Raw genomic sequence first — 22,466 nt, 5'->3', positions numbered from 1 at the left:
GGCAACCTCAATGCCCCACGGGAAAGGCAATCGGCGCCGAACGCGCCAACCCGCCCCGACACTTGAGCACGCGCAACTGTGCAGGCCTGGCATCGATGGCGATGCGCAGGGCTGCGGGCGAAGGGTTGATGGCTTCGTTGATCGAGCGGTAAGCAAACGCCAAGGTCGAGCCGGTCTCCGCCGCCACCTGCAAGCGCCGCAGCGCACGGTCATCGGCCTTGTGCGGCCAGCACAGCACCGCACCGCAACTGCCCGAACGCAGGCATTGTTCCGCTGCCCACAGCGCATCGCGCTCGCTGGCCTGAATGATCGACAACTGGCGCAGATCGACCCCGGCGTTCTGCCAGGCCAGGGGATACGGCACGTAAGGCGGCGCCACCAGCACGATACGTTCGCCCGCCGCCGACAGCCGCGCCAGCGCCGGCCACACCAGTTGCAACTCACCCACGCCCTGCCCGGCCAGGAGGATTTCAGTCAGCGCCGCTTCCGGCCAACCACCGGAGGGCAATGCCGCATCCAGCGCGGCATGCCCGGTGGGTTGCGGGCTGACAGCCGGTGGCGCAGGCCGGCCCTTCCAGACCTGGCCGCCATTGAACAGCGTGTCCAGCGCAACGACGGCGCCCATCACCCTTGCCTCACCAGACCGCAGAACACCCCTTCGATGGCCAGGTCCTGACTGGCCTCGACGATGATCGGCTTATAGGCCGGGTTGCGTGGCAGCAACCGGACAAGGTCGCCGACCCGCTCGAAACGCTTGATGGTGACTTCGCCGTCGAGCCGCGCCACCACGATCTGGCCGTTGAAAGCCTCGGGATTGCGGTGCACGCCCACCAGATCGCCGTCGAGAATGCCGTCCTCGATCATCGAATCCCCCTGGACCCGCAGCATGTAGTCCGGCACCCGCGAGAAGATCGACGGATCGAGCAGCAAGCGGCTGTGCACCTCGGCATCGGCACCGATCGGCGCACCCGCCGCGACCCGACCGAGTACCGGGATGTCCAGCCACTCGGGTCGCGCCGGTTGCCCGAGCAAACGAATGCCCCGGGCCTGATGCGCATTGACCTCGATAAAACCGGCCTCGGTCAGCGCCAGCACATGCTTGCGCGCCACGCTGCGGGAGGCGAAACCAAACGCCTCGCTGATTTCAGCGAGGCTCGGGGACTGACCGTACTCCGCGATTCGATCACGGATAAAGGTCAGGATGGCAGTACGGCGGGGGGTTAAATTCGTCATGGAGTACATTTGTACTCTTTCGGCATTTTCCTGGCAAGGACTTGTAGCAGCTGTCGAGTGAAACGAGGCTGCGATCTCTTGATCTTGCTCTTCAGAAAATCGCAGCCTCGTTTCACTCGACAGCTGCTACAGGAAGAGCCAGGCCAATGCATGCGCGTAAGCATCGAAATGCCAGCATCATCCTCCGCCGCAGTCACCACTCAAGCCACGAGACGCCAGAAACCCTGCGATGTAATCGATGAAAGCCAGCACTTTGGCGGTGGCCCGTCGATGACTGGGGTACACCGCCAGGATGTACGAGCCGAAGCTGTCCGGATCGATGTCGTAATCGGCCATCACCCGCACCAGCCGGCCATCCGCCAGATACGGCGCGGCACTCCACAGCGGCGTGTGCAGCAAACCACGTCCTGCCAGCGCGTTGGCCAGCAGCAGGTCGTAATTGTCGCTGCGCAACCGTGGCGACTGCGGTTGCGGCAGGCTCAAACGCTGCCCGTCGCGCTCGGCCCACCAGAATTCGCGGCTGAGCAACGGATGCCGATAGAGCAACCATTCATGGTCATCAAGGGTGTGCGGAGTCACCGCCACCGCCTTGCGCGCCAGATACGCCGGGCTGGCGCACAAGGCCAGACGATTGCTGCCGACGACGCGGGCAATCAACCCTGGCAAGTCGTCATGCCCCTCGCGCAACGCCAGGTCGTAGCCGCTTTCCAGCAGATTGACGAACTCATCGCACAGGTCCACTTGCAGGTTGATCTGCGGGTATTGCTCCAGAAAACCGCCGCACACCTGATCGAGAAATGCCTGCCCGTACGCCAGCGGCGCGGTGATTTTCAGGTTGCCGCGTAGGCCATGCTGCAACTGCTCGATTTCCTCGCCGGCCTCCTCCAGCCGCTGCAACACCTGACGCGCGGTTTCCAGATAAAGCCGACCCGATTCGGTCAGCAAAATCCGCCGGGTGCTGCGCTCGAACAACCGGGCGCCAAGCTCCGCCTCGAGGTGATTGACCGCTTTGGTCAGGGCCGACGGGGTCTTGCCCAGTTGCTCGGCGGCACGGCTGAAACTGCCCAGTTGCGCCGTGACCACGAACATTTTCAATGCACCCAACTTGTCCATTCTTTTTCCATTCAGGCAAAAACGTTTTTCGTGAGCAAGGCGTTCTGCTTGCCGTGACAAGCCACTAATCTGGCCATCAGACGCAATAACAAGGAAACATTCAATGAAAAGATTCATCCCGAATCTATTGATGGCCGCCGTCAGTTTTGCCTCGATGGAAGCCATGGCCGCCGCCGATCTGGTGCTGATCAATGGCAAGATCTTCACCGCCGACCGCGCCCAACCGAAGGTGCAGGCGCTGGCGGTACAGGACGGCAAAGTGCTGCAAGTCGGCAGCGATGCGCAGATCAAGGCCCTGATCGACTCGGGCACCCAAGTCGTCGACCTCGGCGGAAAATCCCTGATGCCCGGCCTGATCGACAGCCATTCCCACGCGGTTTTCGGCGGTCTGGAAATGGTCTCGGCCAACATGGCAGACGAGGTGGTCGACCTCGACGAACTGGAAAAACGCCTGAAAGCCTGGCGCGATGACGGCAAAGCGAAGCATGGGGATGTGTTGAGCGTGGCCGGCATGAGTTCGACTTACTGGGCCCAGGCCGAAGCCTTAGGCAAGAAATTCAACAGTGGCGAATGGGCCAATGTGCCCGTGGTGTTCACCGGCAGCGATCACCACACCGCGTGGGCCAACAACGTGATGCTGGAGCGTGCGGGCATTGATGCAGCGCTGCTGAAAAACCTGCCGGACGCGGAAAAAGACACCATCGGCAAGCTCGCCGATGGCAGCCCCAACGGTTTCCTGGTGGACGCCGGTTGGGATCGCGTCGCCTCGAAAATGCCGGTGCCGAGCCTCGCCGCCATGCTGAAAGCCGCGCAGTCTGCCGTGCGTTACAACAACAGCCTGGGCATCACCGCGTGGATGGACCCCGCCGCCAACGCCGCGCCCGGCGAGCCGGTGTTCGCGCTCAAACCCACGGAAAAAACCGTCGGCGTATTGCCGGTGTACAAAGCGCTGTCCGAAACCGGCGGCATGAGCGCCCACGTCGCCGCGTTGCTGGTGGCCAACCCGAAAAGCATGCCGGCCGATCTCGACACCCTGGACAAGGTCCGCCAGCAGTTCCAGGGCATCCCGAACCTGACCTTGCCCGGTATCAAGATCTTCGCCGACGGCGTGATCGAATACCCGGCGCAGAGCGCGGCGATGATCGATCCGTACAGCAACTCGCACAAACAGGGTGAATTGCTGATCGATCCGAAGCATTTTGGTGAACTGGTCAGCGCCATCGATCAGCGTGGCTGGCTGGTGCATATCCATGCCATCGGCGACCGCGCGGTGCGTGAATCGTTGAACGGCATCGCCCAGGCGCGCAAGGATCGCCAGAGCGGCGTGACCCACTCGATCACCCACCTGCAAATGGTCAACCCGAAAGAGTTTGCGCGGTTCAAACCGCTCAACGTCATCGCCTCGATGCAACTGCTGTGGGCCAGCGCCGACGAGTACACCCTGGACATGATCAAGCCGTATGTCAGCGCGCTCGCCTTCCGCTATCAATACCCGGCGCACTCGCTGCTCAAACAGGGCGCGACCATTGCCGGTGCCAGTGACTGGGCGGTGTCTTCTCCGAATCCGTGGAACGCCATGGCCCAGGCCATCACCCGCGAAGGTCCGCTGGGCGTGCTCAATGCCGATGAACGCATCGACCGCGAAACGATGTTTTACGCCTACACCTTGAACGCTGCGCGCACCATCGGCCTGGAAAAGCAGATCGGTTCGCTGAGCCCCGGCAAACAAGCCGATTTCATCGTGCTGGACCGTGACGTGTTCACCGTCGATAACAAAGCCCTGCACGACACCCAGGTGCTGCAAACCTGGTTCGCCGGTCGCGAAGTCTACGCACCGACTCTCTAAGAAAAATCAGCATTAACCCCTGCCCGCCCCTCGCGTTTTACGTCGGGGTTCGGCGCAGCCTCGCCGCAAAAAACTGCCCATAACAATCACAATATCGGGACGCTACCCATGAAAGCTTTCACCCTGTTCGCCCTCGGTTCTTTGAGCTTGCAGCCTTTGAGCAGCCAGGCGCTGCCCTTGAATGACGACTTCGCCCTGCTGATCGACCTGACCCTGGCCAGCGACTACCGCACTCGCGGCATTTCCCAGACCCAGAACGACCCTGCGGTGCAGGCCGGGTTGACCCTGGCGCACAGCAGCGGCCTGTACCTCGGCGCATGGAGCTCAAACGTCGATTTCGGCGGTGGTTTGAAGACCCGGCAAGAGATCGATTACTACGCTGGCTGGCTCTGGCAAGCGACCGATGCCGTCAGCCTGGACCTTGGCTATCTCAAATACGCTTACCCCAGGGAAAGTCAGTTCAACCAGGGCGAGACCTACGCAATCCTCAGCGCTTACGGTGTGAAGCTGGCGGCCTATTACTCCGCCGATGCGCCGGGCATCGACAGCAAACAGAGTTCGCTGTACAGCTACGTCGGCTATGAAACCGGGTTGCCTTACGACACAGGCCTGAAGCTGCGCTACGGCAACATGGATTTCAAGGACCCGCACCTGTACGCGATGTCGGGCGATGTCGAAGACTCGTACCGAGAGTGGGAAGTGAAACTGACTCATGAACTGGCCGGTGTGATGCTGGGCTTGAGTTACATCGACACTGACCTGTCCCAAAGCGAGTGCGTCAGCAATTGGGGTTATGGAGATGTATGCACCGCGACCGTCGTGGCCAGTATCAGCAAGTCATTCTGACCCACACAGATCCCCTGTAGGAGCGAGCCTGCTCGCGATGGCGGACTTACATTCAACATCGATGTTGAATGTGATGCCCTCATCGCGAGCAGGCTCACTCCCACATTAGATTTCAGTGGTTTTAGGGGTGAGTTGTGCCAGGTAGGGCCACGGGTAGATGCCGCGTTCATGGCCGTCGCTGAAGATCAGTTGCAGGCCGTAGCCCTGTTGGTTGAGTTCAATCACGCGGATGCGCTCGTCGACTTTCACCGTCAGCCCCCGCAACCGAAACGCCCGGCATTGCGAGCACGGGCACTGACGGCGCAACTCGGCATGGCCCAGCAACTGCTCACGACCGTCCGGCCAATTCAATCGCAGCTTTTGTTGACCTTGGGAATTCCCAATCGCCACCGGGTTCATTGCAACTGGCTCAAGGCAATGCGCACGGCTTTGCGCACTTCCGGGTCGCCGTCGTCTTGCGCAGCCTGCAAGGGTGCGATGGCGCCTTTATCGTTCAGTTCGCCGAGGGCCAGCGCGGCTTCCTTGCGCAGGTTGCTGATGCGGTGGCCCAGGGTTTCGATCAGCGCGTCGAGGGCCGGGGCGAAACGCAAGCGGCCGAGACTGCGGGTGGCGCGCAGGCGGACTTGCCAGTAGTCGTCGCTCAAGGCGTCGACCAGGGCGAAACCGGCGTCAACGTGGCCGACCTTGCCCAAGGTGGTGGCGGCTTCTTCGCGCACTTGCCAGGCGTGGTCCTGCAACGCCTGACGCAGGGCCGGCAGCACGTGCGCATCGGAGGCCAGGCCGAGGGCGCCGGTGGCGGCGCGGCGGACTTCGGTGTCCGGGTCGTGACTCGCCAACTTGGCTAACGCCGGCAAGGCATCAAGCTGTTTGAGCCAGCCCAGTACGCCGACGGCTTCGCGGCGAACACCGGCGTCTTCATCGTTCAAGGCGCCTGAAGCAGCAGCGGCGGCATCGGGAAAGCGCAGCTCGCGCAAGGCCCGGAACGCGGCGATACGCACGCTGATCTCGGCGTGCCCTGTCCACGGCAGAATGACTCGGCCCGCCGTCTCGCTCTTGAGCAGACTGAGGCTTTGCGCGGCGGCAGACTGCACCGCCAATGAAGGATCGGTCAGGGCCTGGCACAGCGCTTCGACCACAGGCTCGTCTTCCCAGGCTTCGAGCAAGCGTGCGGCTTCGGCGCGGACTTCTTCGGTCGGGTCTTCAGCCAGGCGATTGACCAGCCACAGCAGGCCATCCGGTTCTTCGAGGTCGGCCAGTTCAATCAGGGCGATCCGGCGCACGCCGGGATCGTCGTCGGTCAGGCGCGGTTGCAGGGCAAGAATGTCGTCGTTGTCGGTTACATCGAATAATGAGGTCATAGGGCAAATCGCGGCAGTTTGTTTTCAGGAGGAAGTCCGAGAGGGTTCAAGCGCGGTAACTGCCGACCGTCTTCGTGACGCAGTAATTCGAGGCAATGCCGTTTCAAGCGGGAGAACTCATGGCTCGTCACCAGTTCGGTGGTGCGCGGCCGGGGAAAGTCGAGGCGCAGGTCTTCGATGATTCGACCGGGGCGCGAGCTCATGACCAACAGGCGATCGGCGAGGAACAGCGCTTCGTCGATGTCGTGGGTGACGAACACCACGGTGGTGCGAATCCGCGTCCAGATGTCCAACAGCAGTTCCTGCATGTTCAGCCGGGTCAGCGCATCGAGGGCGCCGAAGGGTTCGTCCATCAGCAGCAGGCGCGGACGATTGATCAGCACCCGGGCGATCTCTACCCGTTGCTGCATGCCGCCGGAGAGCTGGTCGGGCCAGCGATCGGCGAAGCCTTCCAGCCCTACCAGTGCAAGGATTTCATCGGCGGCTTTGTGGCGTTCGGCTTTGCCGATGCCGCGCATTTTCAGGCCGAAGGCGACGTTGTCGCGCACGGTGCGCCAAGGGAACAAGGTGTGGTGCTGGAAGACCATGCCGCGCTGGGGCGAGGGACCTGAGACCTGCGCGCCGTCGACTTTCAGGGTGCCCGAGTTCGGTTGCAGGTGCCCGGCCAGTGCGCCGAGCAAGGTCGATTTGCCGCACCCGGACGGCCCGAGAATGCACACGAATTGCCCCGGCTCGATCTGGCAATCGAGGCCTTGCACGGCTTCGAAGGCTTGCTGGTTTTCGCCGAGGACGATGGACAGTTGGCGGATGTCGATCCGCCCTTCAGGGGTTTGCATCACGCTCATCAGGCTTTTCCTCGTGGTCGGTGCCACGGCGTGAACAGCCCGCCGAGACGCTTGATCAGCAGGCTGCTGCCCATGCCGAGTACGCCGATCAGCAACATGCCGACGACGATGTCGGCGTAGTTCTGGATGGTGTAGGACTCCCAGGTGTAATAGCCGATGCCGTATTGGCCGGAGATCATTTCCGCGGTCACCAGGCAGAACCATGAGGTGCCCATGCCGATGGCGAGGCCGGTGATGATGCTCGGTGCGGCGCCCGGCAGGATCACCTCCAGCAGAATCGCCCGGCGCCCTGCCCCGAGGCTTTTGGCCGAGGCGATCAGGCGTGGGTCGACGCCTTCGACGCCGTGCACGGTGTTGAGCAGGATCGGGAACAGCGCGCCGGTGAAGGTGATGAAGACCATCGACAGTTCCGAGGACGGGAACATCAGGATGGCCAGGGGAATCCAGGCGACGGCGGGGATCGGGCGCAGGACTTCCAAGGGTGGCAGCAGTAAATCTTCGGCCCATTTCGAGCGGCCGATGGCCAGGCCCAGGGCAATGCCGATGACCAGCGCCGCGAGGTAACCGGCGAAGACCCGGCTGAGGCTGCTGCCGAGGTGCTGGGCGAGCTTGCCGGAATCGCAGAGACCAAGTGCGGCTTCAATGACGGCCACCGGCGTCGGGACGTTGGCGAAGGTCACCAGGCCGAGGTTCCAGTGGTGGCTGGCGGCGAGTTGCCAGAATAGAAGGCAGAATAGCAGCGAGGCGGCTCTTGGAACCCAGCGTAAATATGATCCGAACACAATTCATCCTCTCAACCGAGAACCCTGTAGGAGCGAAGCTTGCTCGCGAAGGTGTGTCAGCTAAGTCAATTTTGGCTGACACACCTTCGCGAGCAAGCTTCGCTCCTACAGGGATCAGTGCGTCTGGTGTTTAGCGAACGGCAACGGCCTGGGTGGTGGCGTCGGTGAAGTCGAGGACTTTACCGCCCTGGGCCGTGGCGAATTGTTGGGCCTGGCCTTTGAGCAGGAATGCACTGAGGCGACCCTTGGCATCGCTGGCAAACCACGCCTGATCCGCGAGCAATTTGATCCCGCTGTCACTCGCCTGGGCGTACACGGCGCGGATGTTTTTGCCTTCCTGCTTCAGGCTGGCCAACGCAGTGAATGCCGACTCCGCCGAGGCGTACTGCCGAACCTTTGGCTCGCCACGCACCCAGATCTCGGCCACATGACTGAAGTCGGTGATGGCTTTGCCGCTCGCCGCATCCACGCCTTTGAGTGGTGTCTGTGCGTAGTTGGCCAATTGCGCGGTGTAATCCAGGTTTGAGGCCTTGAACGCGGCGCGGATGTACTGGTCATCGATAAAGGTATTCAGATCGAGCCCACGATCAGCCTTCTTCAACAGCTTGAGGGTGTCGATCGCAGTGCCCACGGCCTGGCGGTACTCCGGCTTCCAGCTCAGGTCGCGGGTTTGCACGCCCAGCGGGCCATGGAACAGGTAATTGACCTCGGCATCGACGCCGGTGACCTTGGCGATCAGCTCGCTGTATTTCTCCGGTTCGGCCGCCAGCAGCTGGTTGGCTTCGATGCTCGCTCGCAGATAGGCCACGACGATTTCCGGGTATTTCTTCGCGTAAGCCTGATCCACCAGCGCGCCGTGGAAAGTTGGCGTGTTGGCTTGGGAACCGTCATAGACCTTGCGGGCAAAACCACGGCTCGGGAACAGTTCGGCGAACGGAACAAAGTCGGCATGGGCGTCGATTTTCCCGGCCTGCAATGCCGAGCCGGCGACTTCCGGCGGCTGGGCAATGATGTTCACGTCTTTCAGCGGATCCCAGCCTTGCGCCGCGACGGCCCGCAGCAACATGCCATGGGCGGTGGACGCGAACGGCACGGAAATGGTCTTGCCTTTCAGCTCTGCCAACGACTGTACGCCCGACGCACTCGGCACCACGATGCCATTGCCGCTGCCCTTGATGCTGCCCGACAACACACTGATGAACAGGCTGTGTTTGCCGGCGGTTTCGAACGCCACGCCGTTGAACGAACCTGGGAAGTCGGCCATGGCGCCGAAGTCGAGTTTGCCGGCGACCATTTCGTTGGTCAGGGGTGCGCCGCTGGTGAAGTTCTTCCACTCGACCTCGTATTTGGCGTCTTTGTACTGGCCGTCATGGGGCAGGTATTTGTCCAGCAGGCCGAGCTCGCGAATCAACAGGCCGCCAGCGGCGCAGTTGATTGTGGTGTCCTGAGTGCCGATGGCAATGCGGATGGTTTCGGCCGAGGCCGACAGGGTGAATGAAGCCAGTACCAGACCGGCGAATGCTGCACGCAGCAATGTTGGCGAAGACATGGGTGTATCCCCTCGAATCATTTATAGGATGTTCGTCTCCGCCACGATCAGGGCGTGGTGGGAAACGAGGGGTGTTTTGAATCAGGCGTCCGGGGGTTGCCGGATGGCGTTTTGTGTTGTCTGTACTGGACCCTTCGCGGGCAAGCCTCGCTCCTACAGATCAACGATGTTTGTAGGAGCGAGGCTTGCCCGCGAAGGCGTCCTGTCAGTCAGCGCAATAAATAGGGGATTTCGACTTTCACGGCTCCGGTCGGGCAGTCCTTTTCGCACGGCATGCAGTACCAGCATTCGTCGAAGGCCATGTAGGCCTTTTGCGTGGCCGGGTTGATCGCCAGCAAGTCCATCGGGCAGACGTCGACGCACACGGTGCAGCCTTTGTGGGCGATGCAAAGATCCTCGTCGACCGTGACCGGCGCGTTGGAGCGGAAGAAAATTTCCTGGGGTTGATAGGCCATTTGGCGGTCTCTCTTTTTGTGATGCTCAGGCAGCAAAGGCGCCGACCCGCAGCCGGTCGTAGGCCTGCATTTCTTCGGCGTCGAGCGGGATGATGTAAGGCTCGACGGCTTTCTTGAAACTGGTCATCTGGCCGTCGTCACCCTTCTTCAGGTGGCAATGGCAGAACCAGTCGCTGTCGTTGCGTTGCGGGTGATCGACCCGATAGTGGTAAAGCCCCCAACGGCTTTCAGCGCGAAACAAGGACGCGCGGGCGGCCATTTCGGCGCAGTCGCGGATCATGCTGACTTCCATGGCGCGCATCAGTTCGTGGGCGTTGTGGGCCTTGATCTGATTGAGGTCGCGCTGGATATCGCTGAAGCGTTGCAGGCCGATTTGCATCTTCTTGGTCACTTTCGGCGGTTGCAGGTAGTCGTTCACAAAACGCCGCAGCTTGTATTCGACCTGGGCGGGCGGCAGACCGTGTTCGCGATCCAGTGGCGCATAGACCCTTAGTTTTTCCGTTTCGATCTGCTTCGCGTCGACCGCTGAAAACTCGCGACCAGCGACAAAATCCGCCGCGTTGGTGCCGGCAAACCAGCCATAAGTGAACGCACCCAGCATGTAGTTGTGCGGCACCGCCGCCATGTCACCCGCCGAGTACAAACCTTTCACTGAGGTTTCGGCTCTCTCGTTGACCCACACACCCGACGCCGAGTGGCCGCTGCAAAAGCCGATTTCCGAGATGTGCATCTCGACCATCTGCGTGCGGTAGTCAGTGCCGCGATTGGCGTGAAACTGCCCGCGGCTCGGGCGTTCGTTGCTGTGCAAAATCTCTTCGATGTTCTGGATGGTTTCCTCGGCCAGGTGATCGAGTTTGAGGAACACCGGGCCGTTACCGCTTTCGAGTTCCTGGTGGAACTCCCACATCATCTGCCCGCTCCAGTAGTCGCACTCGATGAAGCGTTCGCCCTTATTGTTGGCGGTGTAGCCTCCCAACGGACCGGTGACGTAGGCGCAGGCCGGGCCGTTGTAATCCTTGATCAACGGGTTGATCTGGAAGCATTCGAGGTTCGCCAGCTCGGCGCCGGCGTGATAGGCCATCGCGTAGCCGTCGCCGGCGTTGGTCGGGTTTTCATAGGTGCCCATCAGGTAACCCGAGGACGGTAAACCGAGGCGCCCGGCCGCACCGCACGCAAGGATTACAGCCTTGGCCTTGATCACGTGGAAGTCGGCGGTGCGGCAGTCGAAGCCCATCAGGCCGTTGACTGCGCCCTCTTCGTCCGTCAACAACCGTGTGCAAACCACGCGATTGGTGATGCTGACTCGTGCCCGTTTCAACTGGCGGTACAGGACTTTCTTGATGTCGTGCCCTTCCGGCATCGGCAGCACGTAGGCGCCCATGTGGTGGACCTTTTTTACCGCGTAGTCGCCGGTTTCGTCCTTCTCGAACTTCACGCCCCAGCGGTCCAGTTGCTCGATCGTTTCGAAGCTGTGGGTCGCATAGGCGTACACCGCGGCCTGATTGACGATGCCGTCGTTGGCGATGGTGATTTCCTTGGTGTACTGCTCCGGTGTCGAGTGGCCGGGAATGATCGCGTTGTTCAGGCCGTCCATGCCCATGCTGATCGCGCCGCTGCGCTTGACGTTGGCCTTGTCGATCAGCAAAACCCGCAGATCGCGATTGCGCTCCTTGGCCTTGATCGCCGCCATCGGCCCGGCCGTGCCACCGCCGATCACGACGATGTCGTATTCCTGTTCGAGCGTGCTTCTGGTTATTGAGCTGCGTGTCATGCCTGATCCCCTTTTTGCCGGTCGATCCGCAAGCGGTACTGGAACGCATCGCCGCGATAGTAAAGGTGTTCGAAGTCCACGGGCTGGCCGCTGGCATCGTGGGTCAGGCGTTCGATGCGCATGATCGGCGAGCCCGTTTCGATGTTCAGCGCCTGGGTCAGGTCGCTGTCGGCCAGCACCGCGTCGATGGCCAGGTCGGCATGACCCAGGGCCAGGCCGCAGTCGTTTTCGAGGATCAGAAAGATGTCGCGGGTGACCAGATCAGCCTTCTCCAGCCGTTCGCCGATGGCTTTGGGCAGGTAGGTGATTTCCAGCGAGATGGGCTCGCGATTGATCAGCCGAACGCGTTTGATCTGCGCCACGGTCTCGCCTTCGGCAACCTGTAAACGCTCGGCGACGAGCTTGTCGGCGGGGATGAATTTGAAGCTGCGCAAACGGTTGATCACCTCGTAGCCGCGACCGGTCATGGACTCGGCCAGGCCCTGCAAGGTGCTGACGTTCTGAAAGGTTTTCGGTTTGGCGACGAACGTGCCCTTGCCGTGAATCTTGAAGATCAGCCCTTCCTTCTGCAGGTCGCCCAAGGCCTGGCGCACGGTGATGCGGCTGACTTTGAACAGCGCGCCGAGTTCGCTTTCGGACGGCATCTGGCTGTCTTGCGGGTATTCGCCGTCGAGGATGCGGGCGCGCAGCACATCGCGCAGTTGCGTGTGCAGCGGGATGCTGCTGAGGGATAGAACGTTATCGGTCATGGCAGATCACTTGTTATAACGAGTTATGACGTGATCTTAGAGAGGCCGTGCAGGAATTGAGAAATACTGATTAAGCATAAGGTTAGATTCGCCAGATAACCGCGGACTTTGTAGCAGCTGCCGAGCAGCGCGAGGCTGCGTTCGGCTGCGTAGCAGTCGTGAAATCAGGCCACGCGGTGCATCAGGATGACCGCATGCGCAGGTTTTACGACGACTCCGTCGCCGAACGCAGCCTCGCGCTGCTCGGCAGCTGCTACAAGGGCTCCGGTTTCGGCAGTGAGATTGCCTGGCTTTAGCCGCGCTTGAGGATCTGGTCCATCACCCAGTCGGTTTTCAGCGCGTGTTCGGCCACCGCGGGATGCTGCGCCTCGCCACGGATGTGAGCGTTCATGCCCAGCACGTGATGCCACTGGATGTGCTCGTGATGGTCGATGTGCAGGCTGAGGTGTTCATCGGCTTGAAGCTGCACCGGGTGTTCATCGAACACCGAAAAACTGATCCGGCCTTGGCTGCCGATCAGCTCGACCCGATCTTCGCGGCGGTCGGCGACGAAATTCCAGCAGCCCATGCCCAGGGCACCCGAAGCGAACCGCCAACTGGCGCTGACGGCGTCTTCGGCGGCATACAAACCCGCCTGCCGCGCGGTGAAACCGGCGACTTCGACGATATCCCCGAGCAAGTACTGGAACAGATCGAAACCATGACTGGCCAGGTCGGCGAAGTAACCGCCGCCGGCAATCACCGGGTCAGTGCGCCAATTGTCGACGCCACTCAGATCGTTCGGCGAAGGGGCTTTGGTCAGGGTCCAGGTCAGATGCCGCACCTCGCCGATCCGCCCCTCCTCCAGCCACTGCCGTACTTGTTGAAAGCGCGGCAGCGAACGTCGGTAATAGGAAACGAACAGGTGCAATCCGGCGTCGGCAAAGACCTTTTGCATGTCACGGCTTTGCCCGGCATTCAGCGACATCGGTTTTTCGACGCAGCAATGTTTGCCGGCGGCGGCGACCAGCAAGCTATACGCGTGGTGACTGTCGGGTGGTGTGGCGATGTACACCGCGTCCACCTCGGGATCATTGATCAGGGCTTGCGCGTCGGTGTAAACCCGGGCGATGCCGTGGCGTGCGGCGTAGTCGGTGACCGCGTCCAGACGCCGTCCCATCACCGCCACCAGCGCCGAGCCGGGTGCCTTGTAAAAGGCCGGCCCGCTCTTGCGTTCAGCAACACTGCCACAACCAATCATGCCCCAGCGCACCACGTTCATCATCGCTCCTTGATGTTTAGCCGATGCGCAATGCGCGCAGGTCCAGATGACCGTCCTTGAGCGGCGGGCACCAGTAGTAGCCGCCGGTGATCGGGCGGCTGATGCGGTACAAACCGTCGGTGATGCCGTCTTCCAGCCCGCTCATGCGCCGCAGTTGGGCTTCGAAGGCGTCGAGGGAAAAACCAAACGCGAGGAACATCAGGCCCGCACGATCGCCTTCGATCCACGGCATCGAGCGACGGACCACGAACGCTTCGGGGGCGAAGCTTTCCTGGGCGGTGCGTTTGACGTGAGCGGAAATCGGCGCGTCATCCAGTTCTTCGTTATCGCTCAAGCGACGGCCCATGATGTTGTCCTTTTCATGGGACGGCATCGCGTGGAAGCCCTTCAGATCATGCTGCCACTGCTGGATCGCGGCAAAGCTGCCACCGACCAGGCCTTCAGCGCCTTCGCCCAACAGCGCGGCGGCCACGGCGGCTTCGTCGTGCGGGTTTTCAGTGCCGTCTTCGTAACCGGTCAGGTCGTGGCCGGTCAGGTGGCGGAAGGTTTCGTTCATCTGCACCAGGCGCAGGGCCGGGGCCAGCGCGGCTTCGATGGCGTTGCTGCGATTGAGCAATTCACCCCGGTCGACGCCGTGCAACCAGCACCAAAGCGCGTGTTGGGTCGACGGGTTGTCGACGCCGACACCGGTCAGCGCCGGAAAGGGCCGCAGGCCATCGATCTCAACGTGCAGTGCCTTGACCAGAGATTCACCAAAGCCGACCACCGCCGATTTCCCGTCCACCAGCTGCATCAAGTTGTCGAGCGCAGCCGGCAATGCTTCGGCAGATTCAAGGGCGAAGAACATATGACGGGCTTGAGGCGGAACGGGGGTGGCGAGAATGCCCGGCTGGTAGTAACTCATATGAACTCCTTAAAAAGAGCGCGGAGTTTAACCGGAGCACGTGCGTTTGTGTGCACCGACCTGTAGCAGCTGCCGAGCAGCGCGAGGCTGCGTTCGGCTGCGAAGCAGTCGTGAAATCAGGCACTGCGGTGTGTCAGGAATACTTTGCCTATAGGGTTTACGACTGCTGCGCAGCCGAACGCAGCCTCGCGCTGCTCGGCAGCTGCTACCAGGGATTTGTCGTTAGTGAGAGTGGAGCTTCGTTGCGGAAGGCGCTCGGGCTCATGCCGGTCCAGCGCTTGAAGGCCCGGCGAAAGCTGCGCACGTCGCTGTAACCGACTTCTTCGGTGATGCGCTCGATTGACAGGTCCGGGTTGGCCAGCAGGTTCATTGTGCGGGCCTGGCGTACTTGCTCCAGCAGCGTCTCGAAGGTCAGCGCATGCTCGGTCAGGCGGCGGCGCAAGGTGCGGCTGCTCATGTTCAGGTCGCCGGCGATCTTCTCGATGTGACTGCCCTCGGTCAGGTCCCGGGAAATCGCCAGCTCAACGGCCTGAATCAAGTCCATTTTCTGATGAGCCTGCGCGGCTTCCAGTTCAAGCAATTTGACCGCCTGGTGCAGCGCCAGGGAATGGTGATTAGGCAAATGCACGTCAAGCCAATGGGCAGCGATCACCATGCGGCTTGCCGATAGGAAATGCGCTGCGCCGGGTCCTGAAGATCGTCAAGGGTAAAACCCAGGCCTCGGCAAAGGCTGTCGGGGTTGACGCCTTTTTGCTCGGCGACTTAATAATAATGAGTACACACATGAACCCGACCCGCACGACATTTCCCCTGTTGGTCATCAGCCTGGCCGGCGGCTGCGCTCTGCAACTGGCACTGGCCACCGAGGCCGGCGTGGACAACATCGGTACCGGCACCGACGGTTTTTCCATGTTGCCGCTGGAGGCCGACAGCCTTCCGGACAACATGGTTGCGTTCAACCTCTACTACAACCACTACAAGTCCAGGAAGCTGAACATCAGTTCGCTGGGCGGCAAGGTGCCGAATGTCGAGATCGAATCCACGGCGGTTATCCCGCGCCTGGATTACCTCAGCCCGGTGCGCATTTTTGGCGGGCGGCTGGCGGGCTACATCGGCCAACCGTGGCTGAAACAGGAAGTCTCGGTGTTCGGCTTGCAGGACACCCGCGAAGGCATGGGTGACACCACCGTCGCGCCGATCATTCTCTGGGACATGGGCAAGAACCTGACCCTCGGCGCCGCCGTGGAAATCACCGTACCCACCGGCGAATACAGCGTTGATCGCCTGGCCAATACCAGCAACAATTTCTACACCTACAAACCGCTGTTTTCCTTCACCTGGTTGCCGACGGAAAGGACCGAGGTGTCGATGAAGACGACGTACAGCTTCAACGAAAAAAACAAGGACACCGAGTACACATCGGGGCAGATCTTCCACTTCGATTATTCAGCCAGTTACAAGATCACCGACAACCTGATGCTGGGGCTGAACGGCTATTACTTGAAGCAGACCACCGATGACAAGCAGTTCGGCAGGACCGTGCAGTTCAATGGCGAGGACGTGAATGACGGCGTGCGCGGGCAAGTGTTCGCGATCGGGCCGGCGTTGCACCTGACCTTCTTGAAGTACGCCAGCGCGGAGATACGCGGGCCAAGGAGTTCGATGTGGAGAACCGGCCTCGAACGAGTCGCCCACCCGGTCATCGAAACTGATCAGCGCCAGGAACTCTTCCTGCGAACACTGCATGCACATCCCCATCGGCGGCATGCCGTTGTAGCCGTTGATCGTGTGGTCGAGCAGCGTGTCGGCACCCTGCTGCACACGCGGCTCCCAGGCTTTTGTGTCGCCGGTCAACGGCGCGCCGGCCGCCGGGTTGGCGTGGCAGAGCTTGCAACTGTTGTCGTAGACCTGTGCCAGCGCGGTGTCGGTGGGCATGGCGGCGGCTGCTTCGCTGTGAATCGCCGGGCTTTTTGGCTCATCGCCACAACCGTTGAGCAGCGCCGCGAAGACGCCGCCCACCAACGCCAAACAAAGGCTAGGCTTTTCAGAGACTCGACTGGCCCGCATGGCTGTCCTCTCGTAGGGCGTCCCTCAGCGGAGACACCTTTTTTATTGTGATCAAGCACAGGTCAACACTAAGGCACCGACGCGGGCAGGTTGAGGGCATTGGGGGCCAACAAGGGGGGCATCTGAGGCCATGACCGAAGGTGCCGGCCGTTCCACGATCGAAAACCCTGAACCGCCGAACGATGAGATGAGTCATGACAAGCGAGGCCGAGGTCTGCTAAAACGATTCATCAGCTCATCACCCAATCCAGACGGGGTAGCGACATGACCACAGCACATATCCTTGGCAACCTGTTTCCCGATTCAAGCGACATCCCGGAAAAATACCGCCTCGACGGTCAGACCGAGCAGCGTGAATACCTGGTCGATGGCGAACTGAAAACCTGGTCCGGCCCCCTCGCCCAGGTCCGCAGCCCGGTGTACCTGACCGGTGAAAATGGCGACGAACAAGTCATCCTCGGCAGCACCCCGCTGCTCGACGCAGAAACCGCATTGACTGCGCTGGACGCCGCCGTCCGCGCCTATGACCGGGGCCAGGGTTTGTGGCCGACCATGCGCGTGGCCGAACGCATCCAGCACGTCGAAACGTTCCTGGGCCACATGCGCGAACAGCGTGAGGCGGTGGTCAAGCTGCTGATGTGGGAAATCGGCAAGAACCTCAAGGACTCGGAAAAAGAGTTCGACCGCACCTGCGATTACATTGTCGACACCATCAACGCCCTCAAGGAACTCGACCGCCGCTCCAGCCGCTTCGAGCTGGAACAGGACACCCTCGGGCAGATCCGCCGCGTTCCACTGGGCGTCGCCTTGTGCATGGGGCCTTACAACTACCCACTGAATGAAACCTTCACCACGCTGATTCCGGCGCTGATCATGGGCAACACCGTGGTGTTCAAACCGGCCAAGCTGGGTGTGCTGTTGATCCGTCCGTTGCTGGAAGCCTTCCGCGACAGCTTCCCGGCCGGGGTGATCAACGTGATCTACGGCAGCGGCCGCGAGACTGTCAGCGCGCTGATGGCCAGCGGCAAGATCGATATCTTTGCGTTTATCGGCACCAACAAAGCCGCCAGTGACCTGAAAAAACTCCACCCGAAACCACACCGTTTGCGCGCGGCACTGGGCCTGGATGCGAAGAACCCGGGCATCGTGTTGCCGGAAGTCGATCTGGACAACGCGGTCAACGAAGCGCTGACCGGGTCGCTGTCGTTCAACGGTCAGCGTTGTACAGCACTGAAAATCCTCTTCGTCCATGAAGACGTGGTCGAGTCCTTCATCGAGAAATTCAACGCCAAACTCGCCGGCCTGAAACCCGGCATGCCTTGGGAAAGCGGCGTGGCCCTGACGCCGTTGCCGGAGTCGGGCAAGGTCGATTATCTGCACTCGCTGGTCGCAGATGCGGTCAGCAAAGGCGCCAAGGTAGTGAATCCAAATGGCGGAGAAGCGCGAGCATCGTTCTTCTACCCGGCGGTGCTGTTCCCGGTGACGCCGCAGATGCGCGTCTACCAGGAAGAACAGTTCGGCCCGGTGGTGCCGATCGTGCCTTACCGGCATCTGGACACGGTGATCGACTACGTCCTCGAGTCGGACTTCGGCCAGCAGTTGAGTATCTTCGGCACCAACCCGGTGGCGGTCGGCCGACTGGTGGACACCTTTGCCAATCAGGTCGGGCGGATCAACCTCAACGCCCAGTGCCAGCGCGGCCCGGACACCTACCCGTTCAACGGCCGCAAAAACTCCGCCGAAGGCACGCTGTCGGTGCACGATGCGCTGCGGGTGTTTTCGATCCGCACGCTGGTGGCGACCAAGTTCCAGGAAACCAACAAAGAACTCATCAGCGAGATCATCAGCGGACGCAGTTCGAGTTTCCTGACCACCGATTACATCTTCTGAGGACACCGAGCCTGAACACGTTCAGAGCCCATCGACTGCCACCGCTGCTGCGCCGATTACTGCGTCCGTTGCTGGACCCGTATCGGCGCTATCGTTACGCCAAGCTGATCCACGCGGTCCGCGTGTCGCTTGGGTTGCTGGCATCGATCATGCTGACCACCGGCATCAACCTGCCCCACGGTGAGTGGGCGTCAGTAACAATGCTGGTGGTGATCGGCGGCTTGCAGCACCACGGCAACATCGGCAAAAAAGCCGCCGAGCGCGCCGTCGGCACGTTGATCGGCGCCAGTATCGGCCTGCTGTTGGTGGCGCAACAGGCCTGGCTCGGGATGCCGTGGCTGACCTATTTTGTGATGTCGGTGGTGTGCGGGTTCTTCTCGTATCACGCCATCGGCAAGGGCGGTTACACGGCGCTACTGGCGGGAATCACGGTGTTTATTGTCGCCGGGCATGGCGACAACCCCATCTCTGATGGGCTGTGGCGCGGTGTGGATATTCTGATAGGCGTGGTCCTGGCCCTGGCTTTTTCCTTCGCCCTGCCGTCGTATGCGGTTTATTCGTGGCGCTACAACCTGGCCAACTCGCTGCGCGATTGCGCGACGATTTACGGACGCATCATCGATGGGAAGCCCGTCTCCGATGACGAACACCTGAAGCTCATGAATCGTCTGAACGCAGCGATGGTGCAACTGCGTTCGCTGATGCCGTCGGTGTCCAAGGAAGTGAAGATTTCCATGACCGAGCTCGATGCGATCCAGCGTCATTTGCGGATGTGCGTCAGCACCCTGGAAATCCTCGGCAACACCCGGCCCGATGCCAACGACCGCGACGCCATGGCGCATCTGCAATCGAGTTTCAAAGCCGAACACCGGCAGATTCGCGTGCAATTGATCGGCATGGCCCGGGCGCTGAAAACCGGCGCGTCGCAGCGACTCAGTCGCCCCCTCGATTTGCCGGCCAATTCAAGTCTTGAAGCGCCGGTCCACAACCCGCTGGACGGCTATCGGTTATTGATCCGCCAGTTCGCTTCGAACATCGGCGAGATGCGCCAGCGACTGGCCAAGACCGCACCGCGCTGGAATATCTGACGCCCGTTTATTGTGTGGCCGCCCGCCGAAACTTCAGGCCCCAGCCCTGCTGCATGCCCGCGGCGGCCAGCAGAATCGCGGCAACGCCGATCCATTGCAGCGGCTCCAGGCGATGGCCGAAGGCAAACCAGTCAACGAAAATCGCCGCAATCGGGTAGATGAACGACAACGCCCCGGTCAATGCCGTCGGCAATTTTTGAATCGCGCCGTACAACAGCACATACATCACACCGGTGTGGACGATGCCCAGCGTCACCAGGCTGGCCCAGGCACTTGGCGCTTGTGGCAACGCTGAAAAGTGCGCGAACGGCGCGAGCAGCAGCACGCCGGTGCTGACCTGGATCAGGGCAATCAAGTGCGGTGGCGTGCCGGTCAGGTGTTTGATGATCAACGCCGCAATTGCATAGAGAAACGCAGCACCCAGGGCCAGACCGATGCCCATCAGGTAATCGTTGCCACTCGCGCCCTGCTCGCCATGAGCGCTGACAATGGCCAGCATCCCGAGAAACGAAATGCCCAGCCAGAACAGCTTTTGCAGGGTGATTTTCTCGCCAAGAAACAGCGCCGCCAACCCGACCAGCATGAACGGTTGAACGTTATAAACCGCGGTGCCGATGGCAATCGAGGCACGGGAATAAGAGGCGAACAACAGCACCCAGTTGCCGACAATCGCTACGCCGCTGAGCACCGCCAGCAGGAACGTGGTGCGGGTCAGAATGCCCGGGCGCAGAAAGCCGAATGCGGCGCAGATCAACAACAGCGTGCCGGCGCCAAACACGCACCGCCAGAACACCACGTCCAGCACGGGTTGCCCGGACACCAGCACGAACCAACCAATGGTCCCGGAGATCAGCATGGCGGCGCTCATTTCGTATGAACCGCGACGTAGTGTGTTGTCCATCATCAGACTCCCGTGATTGAGCCCAAATTATGCCAATCCGCCCAAGGGCTTCTCCAGCGCAAAAAGCAGGCTAAACTCGGTTTCTGCCTTTTTTATCAAGGCGTATTCCGTCAACTGCCTAACAGGGGATTTGCCATGACCGACGACATCGACCAAGTGCTGATCAGCGCATTGATGGAAGACTCACGCCGTTCTCTCAAGGCCTTGGCGCAGATCAGCGGCCTGTCCTCACCCAGCGTTGCCGAACGCCTGCGTCGGCTCGAAGAGCGTGGCGTGCTCAAGGGCTACACCGTCGAGATTGACCCCAAGTGCTTCGGCTATCAACTTCAGGCCATCGTACGAATCCGCCCGTTGCCGGGCCAGTTACAGGAAGTCGAGAGGCAGATTCAGGCGATCCCGGAATTCACCGAGTGCGACAAAGTCACCGGCGACGACTGCTTCATCGCGCGCCTGCATGTGCGCTCGATGGAGCAACTGGACGCCCTGCTCGATCGCCTCAACAGCCACGCCGAAACCAACACCTCAATCGTCAAGAAGACCCCGGTCAAACGCCGACTACCACCGATGGCATAAGTGCTGTTTGGGTTTGAATGGCGTAAATTGAGTGTTTTCCGGCGAAGGATTGGCGGTATGAAAATTCAGGTGGTTTTACTCGCGGTGCTGATGCTGGCGGGTTGTGGCACGGTACAGACAGTGATTCGCGGTGACGAAGTGACGAAGTGACGAAGTGACGAAGTGACGAAGTGACGGCGAAGGATCACAAGGATCACAAGGATCACAAGGATCACAAGGATCACAAAAGCTACTGCGGCGCCGTTCCCCGTATCTACAGCGGCGTGACCTACGATTTCTGCATGCTCAATGCTCCCCTGGAAAAAGGACGGGATGCGCAGGTGCATGACAATGCTCCGGCCATTGTCCTCATCGACGTGGTCATTTCCGGCGCCCTCGATACGTTGCTCCTGCCCTATACCATCTACCGCCAGCAGGTCGATGGCAGCATTATCATCACGAAATGACGCTGAATTTCAGGCAATAAAAAACCCGCCTAAGCGGGTTTTTTACTCAAGGCTGCCGATTAATCATCGCGGCTCATGATGCCGAGGATCTGCAACAAGCTGATAAACAGGTTGTAGATCGATACATACAGGCTGATGGTCGCCATGATGTAGTTACGCTCGCCGCCATGAATGATGGCGCTGGTCTGGAACAGAATGCAGACCGAGGAGAACAGCACGAAACCTGCGCTGATCGCCAGTTGCAGACCGCTGACCTGGAAGAAGAAGCTCGCCAGCGTCGCGCCCAGCAGCACGAAGAAGCCTGCGGTGATGAAACCACCGAGGAAGCTCATGTCCTTGCGGGTGATGAGCACGTAAGCCGACAGACCACCAAACACCAGTGCGGTCATCGCGAAAGCCGAACTGACGACTTCAGCGCCGCCCTGCATGCCCAGGTAGCGGTTGAGGATCGGGCCGAGCAGGAAACCCATGAAACCGGTCAGGGCAAATGCCGACACCAGACCCCAAGCCGAGTCACGGAGCTTGTTGGTAAGGAAGAAAAGCCCGTAGAAACCGATCAGCACCACGAAAATGTTCGGGTAGCCGACACGCATCTGCTGAGCCACGAACGCCATCACGCCACTGAATGCGAGGGTGAGAGCGAGCAAGCCGTATGTGTTGCGCAGGACGCGGCTAACCTCTAGCTGCTCAACCTGCACGCTGTTATTAACTGCGTAATCCTGTTCGCGCATGGCGACACTCCTGTTGGTTTGAAACGTTCAGTCGCAAAGATCATAACAGACGCTCTGT

Annotated in this window: 21 protein-coding genes and 3 pseudogenes; 7 read left to right on the top strand and 17 right to left on the bottom strand. The window is 60.8% G+C overall.

Annotated features, from left to right (window positions below):
* Positions 1–7 precede the first annotated feature (7 nt).
* The 3 genes from imuA to ACYZTY_RS11440 form a co-directional block, all read right to left on the bottom strand.
* Positions 8–625: a translesion DNA synthesis-associated protein ImuA gene (gene imuA / locus ACYZTY_RS11450; protein WP_461958569.1), complete on the bottom strand. Its 618-nt coding sequence runs from the start codon at positions 623–625 to the stop codon at positions 8–10.
* Positions 625–1,242 carry a transcriptional repressor LexA gene (lexA, locus tag ACYZTY_RS11445; protein ID WP_461958568.1) on the bottom strand — a complete coding sequence of 206 codons (618 nt, stop codon included), beginning with the start codon at positions 1,240–1,242 and terminating at the stop codon, positions 625–627. Before lexA ends, imuA begins: the two co-directional genes overlap by 1 nt.
* Positions 1,243–1,410: 168 nt before the next feature.
* On the bottom strand, positions 1,411–2,346 hold the full coding sequence (locus ACYZTY_RS11440; protein WP_461958567.1) for a LysR family transcriptional regulator: 936 nt from the start codon (positions 2,344–2,346) through the stop codon (positions 1,411–1,413).
* A gap of 103 nt (positions 2,347–2,449) precedes the next feature.
* Between ACYZTY_RS11440 and ACYZTY_RS11435 the strand changes: the two genes are divergently transcribed.
* Together ACYZTY_RS11435 and ACYZTY_RS11430 are read left to right on the top strand one after the other, a co-directional pair.
* Complete coding sequence (locus ACYZTY_RS11435; protein WP_461958566.1) at positions 2,450–4,192, top strand: amidohydrolase; 1,743 nt, start codon at positions 2,450–2,452, stop codon at positions 4,190–4,192.
* Positions 4,193–4,300: 108 nt separating this feature from the next.
* A complete protein-coding gene (locus ACYZTY_RS11430; RefSeq protein ID WP_461958565.1) occupies positions 4,301–5,038 on the top strand; it encodes a TorF family putative porin in 738 nt (245 codons plus the stop codon).
* Positions 5,039–5,143: 105 nt separating this feature from the next.
* On the opposite strand, the gene ACYZTY_RS11425 is transcribed toward ACYZTY_RS11430, so the two are convergent.
* From ACYZTY_RS11425 to ACYZTY_RS11375, 11 genes and pseudogenes are all read right to left on the bottom strand, one after another.
* The gene (locus ACYZTY_RS11425; RefSeq protein ID WP_461958564.1) at positions 5,144–5,437 is read right to left on the bottom strand and encodes a DUF971 domain-containing protein; all 294 of its coding nucleotides are present in this window, start codon (positions 5,435–5,437) and stop codon (positions 5,144–5,146) included.
* Positions 5,434–6,396, bottom strand: coding sequence for a HEAT repeat domain-containing protein (locus tag ACYZTY_RS11420; protein ID WP_461958563.1), 963 nt, complete (start codon positions 6,394–6,396; stop codon positions 5,434–5,436). The genes ACYZTY_RS11425 and ACYZTY_RS11420 overlap by 4 nt, the downstream gene beginning before the upstream one ends.
* Complete coding sequence (locus ACYZTY_RS11415) at positions 6,393–7,241, bottom strand: ABC transporter ATP-binding protein (RefSeq protein ID WP_461958562.1); 849 nt, start codon at positions 7,239–7,241, stop codon at positions 6,393–6,395. Before ACYZTY_RS11415 ends, ACYZTY_RS11420 begins: the two co-directional genes overlap by 4 nt.
* Positions 7,241–8,023 (bottom strand): ABC transporter permease, encoded by a 783-nt coding sequence (locus ACYZTY_RS11410; protein ID WP_461958561.1) that lies wholly within the window; start codon positions 8,021–8,023, stop codon positions 7,241–7,243. The genes ACYZTY_RS11415 and ACYZTY_RS11410 overlap by 1 nt, the downstream gene beginning before the upstream one ends.
* A gap of 130 nt (positions 8,024–8,153) precedes the next feature.
* On the bottom strand, positions 8,154–9,572 hold the full coding sequence (locus ACYZTY_RS11405; protein WP_461958560.1) for an ABC transporter substrate-binding protein: 1,419 nt from the start codon (positions 9,570–9,572) through the stop codon (positions 8,154–8,156).
* 209 nt (positions 9,573–9,781) lie between these two features.
* Positions 9,782–10,027: a 4Fe-4S dicluster domain-containing protein gene (locus ACYZTY_RS11400; protein ID WP_007946457.1), complete on the bottom strand. Its 246-nt coding sequence runs from the start codon at positions 10,025–10,027 to the stop codon at positions 9,782–9,784.
* 25 nt (positions 10,028–10,052) lie between these two features.
* On the bottom strand, positions 10,053–11,798 hold the full coding sequence (locus tag ACYZTY_RS11395; protein WP_461958559.1) for a fumarate reductase/succinate dehydrogenase flavoprotein subunit: 1,746 nt from the start codon (positions 11,796–11,798) through the stop codon (positions 10,053–10,055).
* Complete coding sequence (locus ACYZTY_RS11390) at positions 11,795–12,547, bottom strand: GntR family transcriptional regulator (protein ID WP_461958558.1); 753 nt, start codon at positions 12,545–12,547, stop codon at positions 11,795–11,797. The genes ACYZTY_RS11395 and ACYZTY_RS11390 overlap by 4 nt, the downstream gene beginning before the upstream one ends.
* 292 nt (positions 12,548–12,839) lie before the next feature.
* Positions 12,840–13,808: a Gfo/Idh/MocA family protein gene (locus ACYZTY_RS11385; RefSeq protein WP_461958557.1), complete on the bottom strand. Its 969-nt coding sequence runs from the start codon at positions 13,806–13,808 to the stop codon at positions 12,840–12,842.
* A gap of 16 nt (positions 13,809–13,824) precedes the next feature.
* Positions 13,825–14,712, bottom strand: coding sequence for a Dyp-type peroxidase (locus tag ACYZTY_RS11380; RefSeq protein ID WP_461958556.1), 888 nt, complete (start codon positions 14,710–14,712; stop codon positions 13,825–13,827).
* 205 nt (positions 14,713–14,917) lie between these two features.
* Positions 14,918–15,370: pseudogene (locus ACYZTY_RS11375) on the bottom strand (helix-turn-helix transcriptional regulator); the annotation flags it as partial.
* Between the two features lie 125 nt (positions 15,371–15,495).
* On the opposite strand from ACYZTY_RS11375, the pseudogene ACYZTY_RS11370 reads away from it, so the two are divergent.
* Positions 15,496–16,424 (top strand): annotated as a pseudogene (locus tag ACYZTY_RS11370) (SphA family protein).
* On the opposite strand, the pseudogene ACYZTY_RS11365 reads toward ACYZTY_RS11370, so the two are convergent.
* A pseudogene (locus ACYZTY_RS11365) lies at positions 16,417–16,779 on the bottom strand (c-type cytochrome); the annotation flags it as partial. The pseudogenes ACYZTY_RS11370 and ACYZTY_RS11365 sit on opposite strands and share 8 nt — an antisense overlap.
* Positions 16,780–17,043: 264 nt before the next feature.
* On the opposite strand from ACYZTY_RS11365, the gene ACYZTY_RS11360 reads away from it, so the two are divergent.
* Together ACYZTY_RS11360 and ACYZTY_RS11355 are read left to right on the top strand one after the other, a co-directional pair.
* Positions 17,044–18,669, top strand: coding sequence for an NADP-dependent glyceraldehyde-3-phosphate dehydrogenase (locus ACYZTY_RS11360; protein WP_461958555.1), 1,626 nt, complete (start codon positions 17,044–17,046; stop codon positions 18,667–18,669).
* A 68-nt stretch (positions 18,670–18,737) separates the two neighbouring features.
* Positions 18,738–19,757 (top strand): FUSC family protein, encoded by a 1,020-nt coding sequence (locus ACYZTY_RS11355; protein WP_461958554.1) that lies wholly within the window; start codon positions 18,738–18,740, stop codon positions 19,755–19,757.
* 7 nt (positions 19,758–19,764) lie between these two features.
* On the opposite strand, the gene ACYZTY_RS11350 is transcribed toward ACYZTY_RS11355, so the two are convergent.
* Positions 19,765–20,658, bottom strand: a complete 894-nt coding sequence (locus ACYZTY_RS11350) for a DMT family transporter (RefSeq protein ID WP_461958553.1) — start codon at positions 20,656–20,658, stop codon at positions 19,765–19,767.
* A 135-nt stretch (positions 20,659–20,793) separates the two neighbouring features.
* Here ACYZTY_RS11350 and ACYZTY_RS11345 point away from each other — a divergent pair, with 135 nt between their 5' ends.
* Positions 20,794–21,231, top strand: a complete 438-nt coding sequence (locus ACYZTY_RS11345; RefSeq protein ID WP_461958552.1) for an Lrp/AsnC family transcriptional regulator — start codon at positions 20,794–20,796, stop codon at positions 21,229–21,231.
* Between the two features lie 170 nt (positions 21,232–21,401).
* Positions 21,402–21,677: a YceK/YidQ family lipoprotein gene (locus ACYZTY_RS11340; RefSeq protein WP_461958551.1), complete on the top strand. Its 276-nt coding sequence runs from the start codon at positions 21,402–21,404 to the stop codon at positions 21,675–21,677.
* A 59-nt stretch (positions 21,678–21,736) separates the two neighbouring features.
* On the opposite strand, the gene ACYZTY_RS11335 is transcribed toward ACYZTY_RS11340, so the two are convergent.
* Positions 21,737–22,408, bottom strand: a complete 672-nt coding sequence (locus ACYZTY_RS11335; protein ID WP_461958550.1) for a Bax inhibitor-1/YccA family protein — start codon at positions 22,406–22,408, stop codon at positions 21,737–21,739.
* Positions 22,409–22,466: the final 58 nt, after the last annotated feature.

It is taken from the genome of Pseudomonas sp. LB1P83, assembly GCF_054897885.1.
Note: the sequence above shows the minus strand (reverse complement) of the source record. Positions and strands in the feature narration are given on the sequence as shown.

Bases quoted from the DNA above. Each gene is read 5' to 3' on its own strand.
- imuA (WP_461958569.1), bottom strand. From the start codon at position 625: ATGGGCGCCGTCGTTGCGCTGGACACGCTGTTCAATGGCGGCCAGGTC.
- lexA (WP_461958568.1), bottom strand. From the start codon at position 1,242: ATGTACTCCATGACGAATTTAACCCCCCGCCGTACTGCCATCCTGACC.
- ACYZTY_RS11440 (WP_461958567.1), bottom strand. From the start codon at position 2,346: ATGGACAAGTTGGGTGCATTGAAAATGTTCGTGGTCACGGCGCAACTG.
- ACYZTY_RS11435 (WP_461958566.1), top strand. From the start codon at position 2,450: ATGAAAAGATTCATCCCGAATCTATTGATGGCCGCCGTCAGTTTTGCC.
- ACYZTY_RS11430 (WP_461958565.1), top strand. From the start codon at position 4,301: ATGAAAGCTTTCACCCTGTTCGCCCTCGGTTCTTTGAGCTTGCAGCCT.
- ACYZTY_RS11425 (WP_461958564.1), bottom strand. From the start codon at position 5,437: ATGAACCCGGTGGCGATTGGGAATTCCCAAGGTCAACAAAAGCTGCGA.
- ACYZTY_RS11420 (WP_461958563.1), bottom strand. From the start codon at position 6,396: ATGACCTCATTATTCGATGTAACCGACAACGACGACATTCTTGCCCTG.
- ACYZTY_RS11415 (WP_461958562.1), bottom strand. From the start codon at position 7,241: ATGAGCGTGATGCAAACCCCTGAAGGGCGGATCGACATCCGCCAACTG.
- ACYZTY_RS11405 (WP_461958560.1), bottom strand. From the start codon at position 9,572: ATGTCTTCGCCAACATTGCTGCGTGCAGCATTCGCCGGTCTGGTACTG.
- ACYZTY_RS11400 (WP_007946457.1), bottom strand. From the start codon at position 10,027: ATGGCCTATCAACCCCAGGAAATTTTCTTCCGCTCCAACGCGCCGGTC.
- ACYZTY_RS11395 (WP_461958559.1), bottom strand. From the start codon at position 11,798: ATGACACGCAGCTCAATAACCAGAAGCACGCTCGAACAGGAATACGAC.
- ACYZTY_RS11390 (WP_461958558.1), bottom strand. From the start codon at position 12,547: ATGACCGATAACGTTCTATCCCTCAGCAGCATCCCGCTGCACACGCAA.
- ACYZTY_RS11385 (WP_461958557.1), bottom strand. From the start codon at position 13,808: ATGAACGTGGTGCGCTGGGGCATGATTGGTTGTGGCAGTGTTGCTGAA.
- ACYZTY_RS11380 (WP_461958556.1), bottom strand. From the start codon at position 14,712: ATGAGTTACTACCAGCCGGGCATTCTCGCCACCCCCGTTCCGCCTCAA.
- ACYZTY_RS11360 (WP_461958555.1), top strand. From the start codon at position 17,044: ATGACCACAGCACATATCCTTGGCAACCTGTTTCCCGATTCAAGCGAC.
- ACYZTY_RS11350 (WP_461958553.1), bottom strand. From the start codon at position 20,658: ATGGACAACACACTACGTCGCGGTTCATACGAAATGAGCGCCGCCATG.
- ACYZTY_RS11345 (WP_461958552.1), top strand. From the start codon at position 20,794: ATGACCGACGACATCGACCAAGTGCTGATCAGCGCATTGATGGAAGAC.
- ACYZTY_RS11335 (WP_461958550.1), bottom strand. From the start codon at position 22,408: ATGCGCGAACAGGATTACGCAGTTAATAACAGCGTGCAGGTTGAGCAG.